The organism is Bradyrhizobium lablabi (assembly GCF_001440475.1).
GTDB lineage: Bacteria > Pseudomonadota > Alphaproteobacteria > Rhizobiales > Xanthobacteraceae > Bradyrhizobium > Bradyrhizobium lablabi.
This window is the reverse complement of sequence record NZ_LLYB01000103.1, coordinates 122,504-129,281: the sequence shown is the minus strand read 5'-3', so window position 1 is coordinate 129,281 and position 6,778 is coordinate 122,504. Positions and strand designations below refer to the sequence as shown.

The 6,778-nt window shown below is 60.3% G+C and carries 4 protein-coding genes and 1 pseudogene; 1 reads left to right on the top strand and 4 read right to left on the bottom strand.

Annotation, left to right across the window (positions count from 1 at the left end):
• From CQ14_RS30580 to CQ14_RS30565, 4 genes are all read right to left on the bottom strand, one after another.
• Positions 1 to 987, bottom strand: a 987-nt coding sequence (locus CQ14_RS30580; protein ID WP_156435615.1) for a hypothetical protein, incomplete at its 3' end; no start/stop codon positions are given.
• Between the two features lie 5 nt (positions 988 to 992).
• Positions 993 to 1,349, bottom strand: a complete 357-nt coding sequence (locus tag CQ14_RS30575) for a hypothetical protein (protein ID WP_057861518.1) — start codon at positions 1,347 to 1,349, stop codon at positions 993 to 995.
• Between the two features lie 592 nt (positions 1,350 to 1,941).
• Entirely contained in the window at positions 1,942 to 3,225 is a 1,284-nt protein-coding gene (gene urtA / locus CQ14_RS30570; protein WP_057861517.1) for an urea ABC transporter substrate-binding protein, read from the bottom strand.
• Entirely contained in the window at positions 3,222 to 5,120 is a 1,899-nt protein-coding gene (locus CQ14_RS30565) for an adenylate/guanylate cyclase domain-containing protein (RefSeq protein WP_082650108.1), read from the bottom strand. The genes urtA and CQ14_RS30565 overlap by 4 nt, the downstream gene beginning before the upstream one ends.
• A 735-nt stretch (positions 5,121 to 5,855) precedes the next feature.
• Here CQ14_RS30565 and CQ14_RS48580 point away from each other — a divergent pair.
• Positions 5,856 to 6,609, top strand: a pseudogene (locus tag CQ14_RS48580) (DUF7933 domain-containing protein); the annotation flags it as partial.
• Between the last annotated feature and the right edge of the window lie 169 nt (positions 6,610 to 6,778).

Here is a 6,778-nt window from a genome sequence, read left to right as displayed (position 1 = left end):
CAGCGCCTCGGCGGCGCGGCCGGCCTCGATCAGCGCGCGGGCGCGCAGCCCCCGCAGGACACCGCGCTGGGCCGCGAGCCCGGGAAGGCGATCAAAGAGTTCGCGGACGCTATCGATGAGCGCCAGCGCTTCATCCGGCTTACGCTCGCCGAGCGCGAGCTTGGCGCGGTAGGCTTGGTAGGTCGCCAGGAAATGCGGATCGAGGCCGGTATACCCCGGCACCGCAGCTTGGTAGGCAGCCAGGAGGGCGGGATCGAGGTTTGAGTAGCGCGGCAGGGCAGCATCCAACGCGGACCTCGCCCACCGCCAGTGGCCTGTATCAAGGAAGAGCATCGCCGCCTGGAACTGCAGCTCAAACAAGTCCATCTCGCGCAACAGCCCGGCAACGGCATCGCCCTGGCTCGTCGCATGGGCGGCAAGGCGAACTGCCGACCGCTTGGTTTCGCCAAGTTCCCCGGCCGCGCGCACATGGTCGCCAAGCCACCGGAATAACTCGGACAGTTGGATGCCCAAGTGTACGACAGCACTGATCTGCTGTGCCACATCCTCGCGCCGCGCGACGAGTTCTTCACGTGTTCTGAAGAGCAGCGCGAGGGCCTGAGCATACTCCGCCCTGTCCCGCTGAAGGAATTTCGCTTGGTCAATCGCCACCCGCGCCTGGTGCTCTGGCGTGCCGAGACTGCGGGCGGCCGCTTCGGCCTCAGCGAAGGTGGCCTTGGCCTCGGGCCGCCGTCCGGCCAGGGCGAGCAGGTCTGCCAGGACGCAGAATTCATTGACGACCATATCCATGGAAAGTCCGATGGTCGTGGCCTCGCCCGCCATGACCGCGGCGACCAACGCCCGGACAGCGGCGCAGAGCATCGCCTGCTTCTCAAGTGCATCAGCGCTGCCCGCATTGCGCGCGACGTAGGCGGGCGGCGCGGCGGCATTGATCTGCTGCTGCAGCATGGAAGTTCGCTTCAGGGCTGCGAGATCGGGTAGTGACATGGCGATCATCCGCCCGCTGGCGCCGACCGTTCCAGCGCGGCGCGGACCACGTCAGCGGCTTCCTGGCGCCGACTCGTCTCCACCGTCACCTCCCGCCCCCGGTCCACGACCTTGATGGTGCTGCCGCGCCGGGTCGCCAGTTCAATCAGACGGTCCACGATCTGCAGGGCGGCTTCGGCGAAGGTAAAGCCGACCAGAATCTCTTCCTTGTGGGTGACGACGAAGGTCCAGAGGTCGGCAACCGCGCCGAGGGTCGGCCCCTCCCGTTCAACCTCACCGGCGACCGCCACCGCGAGTTCCCTCTCGAATGCGGAGCCGTCGGTTCCCGGCCCGCCGGCGATTACAGTAAAGTTTGCGTCCATAATCACGCTCCCGTTGTTCAGAGCCTTGTGCTTCCGAGCGGCGGGATTGCCTCAGCGAGTCGCTGGTGCCTTCGCTGATCGACGTGCGCTCCTGCAGAACAAACCGGTTTCCGGAACGACAATGGGTCCGGATCGACAGTGGGTCTGGCCGCAGTGGCTCCCCATCGGGGGATGTCGTCAGGCAGTTCGCTTACGACTGCGTTGTGGCTGACAACCGCCTTTGTATGACTGAAATTAGAGAATGCTTAGCAGCGACTTGCGCGTGCACTAAATTCGGGCAGCGGGAGATCGAGAGTACACGCAACTTGGAAATTCCTGCGCATAGGAACATCCTAGACTAGACGTGAGAGTCTTTAACGATCTTATAGCGAGACCGTATTCTCGCCTCCCGTGCTGGTCAAGAACTAGACTGGTCGCTGTCGGAGACGAAGACAACTCACGCCGGGAGGTACAGCGACGCCAAAAATGATGCTCGCGGACTACCCAGGAACCCTTTAGGCTAGGATTGCTTTGAGCAGTGGCAAAACGGCCAGCACCAGACATTGCCGCGAAGCGAGCACCCTTCCCTCTGAGCACAGTCTTCCAGAGACGCTCACCATTCCTTGTACGTCGGCTCGATGCATCCCCCGCAGACCCAGGGAAAGGTCCAATCAGCCGTACGGTTGGCGCTGTCGGGGATGTACCTGCTCCAGGCATCGGCTCGGACCGGATTGATCGACCGCCAGATGACATTGAAGGTCCCGGAAGAATTTATCTTGCCTATCATGACGGGCTTGGAAAGATGATGATTGGTGTTCATCACAACCTCGAAGCCGCTCGGTGCGTTGATCCTCTGACCGTACATGGCTTGCCGGACCGCATCTATGTCGGTTGTGCCCGCTTGAACGACGGCTTGCGCCCACATCCTGAAGCCAATGAAGGTGGCCTCCATCGGATCATTCGTGGTTACGTCTCGTTGCTCGTTGAAGTCCGCCCACATTTTCACGAAAGCGTCGTTTTCCGCCGACTTGATCGACTGGAAGTAATTCCAGGCCGCCATGTGCCCGACCGGGAAAACGTCCGCATCAAGCAATTCGCGCTCGCCGATCGAGAAAGCCATCACCGGAATTGCATTGGCGTCCACCTCTTGGGCCGCGAGCTCCCTGTAGAGGTAGGTGTTGGCATCGCCGTTGACGGTTGATATGACGGCGGTCTTTTTTCCCTCCGAACCAAAAGCCTTGATCCGCTTGACGATCTCTCGCCATTCGTAATGACCGAACGGCGTATAGATCGTCATGATGTCATCCGGCGACACCCCATCTGCAGCAAGATACGCGCTCAGGATTCGGTTGATCGTGCGCGGGTAGACGTAGTCGGTACCGAGCAGAACCCATCTGCGAACCTTGCCTCCCTCATTGCTGATCAGATATCGAACGGCCGGAATTGCTTGCTGGTTGGGCGCGGCTCCCGTGTAGAAAATATTGCGCGAACTTTCTTCGCCCTCGTACTGCACGGGGTAGAAGAGCAAGCCGTTCAGTTCCTCGAAAATCGGCAGCACGGACTTGCGCGAGGCCGAGGTCCAGCACCCAAACACAACGGCGACCTTGTCGTTCGAGAGTAGTTGCCTGGCTTTTTCCGCAAAGACGTTCCAATCGGACGCGGGATCAACAACGACCGGCTCCAGTTTCCGTCCGAGCAGACCGCCCTTCTTGTTTTGGTCTGCTATCAGCATGAGAACGGTGTCCTTGAGCACCGACTCGCTGATGGCCATGGTGCCTGACAAGGAATGGAGAATTCCGATTTTGATGGTGTCCTCGCCTGCGTGAGCCGCTGAGGCAGCGAGCATCAGCCACAAGCCGAATAACCTTGGCATCAAACTTGGCATCATTGATTTCATGCCGCGGCCCCGACCAGTTCGAAGATGCGGGTTTCCTTCGTCATGCCCTTGGCAATGACTGCCTCGCAGGCTCGGAACTGGAAGCCGTGCTGAACCCGCGAATAGACGCCTTCGCTCACAAGAATGGTGGTCCCAAATTGCTTGTTCAGCCCTTCGAGGCGCGCCGCCAGATTCACCGTATTGCCAAGGGCGGTATAGTTCATCCGCTCCGTCGACCCGAGATTACCGACGACGGCCTCCCCGACATGAATGCCAAATCGCGTGAAGAACGGCTTCAGACCTTCGGTTTCGAACTGAGAGTTGAGCGCCTCACATGCCGCCCTGCCCGCAAGAGCTGCCCGGCACGCCCGCTCGACGTGGTCGGGCTGTGGATTGGGTGCGTTCCAGAACACCATCACTGCGTCGCCAATGAACTTGTCGATTGTTCCGCCTTCGGCGAGGAAAGCGTCCGTAAGCACGGAAAAATATCGCGACGTCTGGTGCATGAGGGTGTCAGGGTCGGCGGATTCTGCGATCGTCGTGAAATCCCGGACGTCGGTGAAAACGACGGTAATCTCCTCTCGAACACCGCCAAGCTCGGTTGAGATGGAATCATCAACGATCCGCTGGACGATCTCCTTGGGGACAAAGTGCGCGAACGACCAAATGGCGCGCTGCGCAAGCTCCATTGCACTGCCAAGTTCGTAAAGTTCCTTGATGCGTGACGTGACTGACGAGCGATCGGGCGCAGCCAGCCTCTGGAGTTTGACCGCTTGAGCCGTAATGCCTTTGAGGGATCGAGACATTCCGCCGCCAAATATCCAAACGACCGGAATAAAAGCGGCGCTGGCGACAATTGCGAGGAATAGTCCGGTGTACTGGAGATTCCGAACATTCTGAGCAAAGTCTTCCTGGGCCGCCAGCAACAATATGTTGGCGTTGAACTGCCCACCCAGATTGAATTTTGTCACCCTGAACAGAAAGTCCCGCCCGTGATCGTCACGGATGCTTCCATCGTAGTGGTCGCGACCGTCCGACCTTCGCAAGGCTTCCTGCACGACCGCCGAGTTGATATCCTTGATGCTTGGCAATTGCGGTTGGGATGGATGCGTCATCGCATCGACGACGAATTGTGCAATATTTGGATGGGCAATAAGCGCGCCGGTCGAGTCGAACATCAAGACACTGCCGTGCGCTCCGGGTCGTTGCGCCTGGACGAATTCGCTGAAGCTGTCGAGCTTGAGATCTGCAGCAAGGACGCCGGACACTTTGCCTCGCAAGGGCGCGCTAACCGTGATCACCGGCGCGCCGATGCTGAACGCAAGATAAGGCGATGAGACCAGCGCGCGGTCGGCTTTCACCGTCTCGCGGTACCAGCTCCGCATCCGCGCGTCGTATCCGTATTTCCACAGATCAAGTTGCCCGACCTCGTTGCCTTGCTGATCTTCGAAAATTCGTCGCATCGGCAGATCGCCACTGGGTGTGGGGCGCACCAAGTTGATCGCAATGTTTGCTTCGGGCGTCGCACGCAACCTTCCACGCTGCTCGTCGTTGAGATCGCCAATGCGCCGTACCTGCAACCAGGCGCCGTTTTCGTAACCTGCATAGACACTGTCCATTTGGGGCAGTTCCTGCAGGGCGGCCTTGAATAGCGGGATCGCATGGCCGGTCTCGGTTCTTTCATTTGAATCGGCCACACTGGAACTGGTCGCCAGAACATGCACCAACGACGTCATGGCGGTAATTTCCGTCCTGAGGCGGCCGAGCGCCTTCGCACTGGTCGCATCCATGTAGGCCGACGCGGCCTCGTGTGTGGCCCAACGAAGAGACAGGATCTGAATTGCGATCAGCAGCACGGCCAGAGCGACGATAAACGCCATTACCGCGAAGGTGAGTGAGGTTCGAAATGTGAACATCCCGCGTGCCCTCCTCGTGAAGGATGCAGCCGGCAGGTTTCTTCGCCGTTCGTTCACGCGCCGCTTCCGCGCAAACGAAATATCCGTATCGAATTAACCCCTGGCCCAGTCCCCACGCGGTATTTGACCGGAGCCTAAGAATGGCATCAGGCTACCGCCTTGCGATAAATCAAGCCTAGGGCGCAACGTGAGGACGTCACGCCATTCTACCTTCCCTTGAACCGCGGCTTGCGACGGCCAAGAAACGCCTCGACGCCTTCCTTGCGATCCTCGGCATGCTGGATCGGCCAAGATCACGTATCTCCGGCACACACGGATATAAGCGAGCTGCAGGTGCCGGCGCGGAGCGTCGGATTGATCGAACCCGGCGCGGTCTCGGAATCATCCTCAAAACTACGTGCGGCAGCCACGAGTTGACGGCATCGCCCCGCGCGGTAGCGCGCATCGCTTGGGGTGCCGCTTCAACAAGTTCCATGTGCACTCAATCAACCAGATGGCATTCCAGATTTGGTCAGCGTTACTGACCGCTGCGTCACTCAATTCCAACACTGAGCTGGAAATTGCTCCGCCGCTTGTTGTTGGCGTGGCGAATCCCATGAAAATATTTCAGCGTGCGCCTATTTTCTGTATCAACCTCTGTTAGTGCGTGCTCGTCGTCCACGTCCGCCCGGCGGAAGCACCTCACCTTTTTGTTTTTGCCTTTGCCGATCGGACAACTGCCCTTGGGGGGCGGCGATGAAGGTTGGACTGCAGAAACTGCACCGCCGCGCCGCGGGGTGGGCAGCTGCTATGGGCGTGCTGATCGCGTTTTTACTCGCCACGCCGGGGTCTGCGCAGGTGCGCGGGCAGAATACGCCAACGCTTGCCAAGTCGTTCGGGGCGGGCGCGATTTCGGTTGGCAGTAGCACGACGCTGACGTTCTTGATCACCGCCGCCAATTTGGGGAACAGCGGCGTACACTTCACAGACGTCCTGCCCGAAGGGCTTGCTGTCGCTACCCCGAGCGGCCTGAGCAGCACCTGCGGCGGCAACGCGACCGCAGGCGGCAATATCGTCAGCTTGGCGAACGTCTCCCTCACGTCGAACCAGACGTGTACAGTCGGGATCAACGTGACGGCCACGTCCGCTGGCACGAAGCACAACGGTCCGGTCCAGCTCTTCTCCGACCAAGGGCCTGGTAACGCCGCAAACGCAAATCTGAATGTAATCGCCGCGCCCCCTTCGCCCCCCGCAATCGCAAAGAGCTTCGCACCTTCGTCGATTCCACTCGGCAGCACATCGGTGCTCACTCTCACGATCACCAATCCCAACGCTTCGGCAGCGCTCACGGGCGTCGCGTTCAACGACCCGTTCCCGGCCGGGCTCGTGGTTGCGACACCCAGCGGCCTGACGAGTTCGTGCGGGGGCACCCTCACCGCGCCTGCCGGCGGCGGCAGCGTCAACCTCTCGGGCGCGACCATCGCTGCCGCCTCGTCCTGCACGATGTCGGNTCACCGTGACCGGCACGACCGCTGGCACCAAGGTAAACACCACCTCGAACGTCAGCTCGAGCAATGGAGGAACCGGCAACACCGCCAGCGCGTCGCTCCAGGTGACGGCACTGGCTCCTCCTGGACTCTCCAAGAACTTTGCGCCTGTATCGATTGCAGTCGGCGGCA

Bases quoted from the DNA above. Each gene is read 5' to 3' on its own strand.
- urtA (WP_057861517.1), bottom strand. From the start codon at position 3,225: ATGAAATCAATGATGCCAAGTTTGATGCCAAGGTTATTCGGCTTGTGG.
- CQ14_RS30575 (WP_057861518.1), bottom strand. From the start codon at position 1,349: ATGGACGCAAACTTTACTGTAATCGCCGGCGGGCCGGGAACCGACGGC.
- CQ14_RS30565 (WP_082650108.1), bottom strand. From the start codon at position 5,120: ATGTTCACATTTCGAACCTCACTCACCTTCGCGGTAATGGCGTTTATC.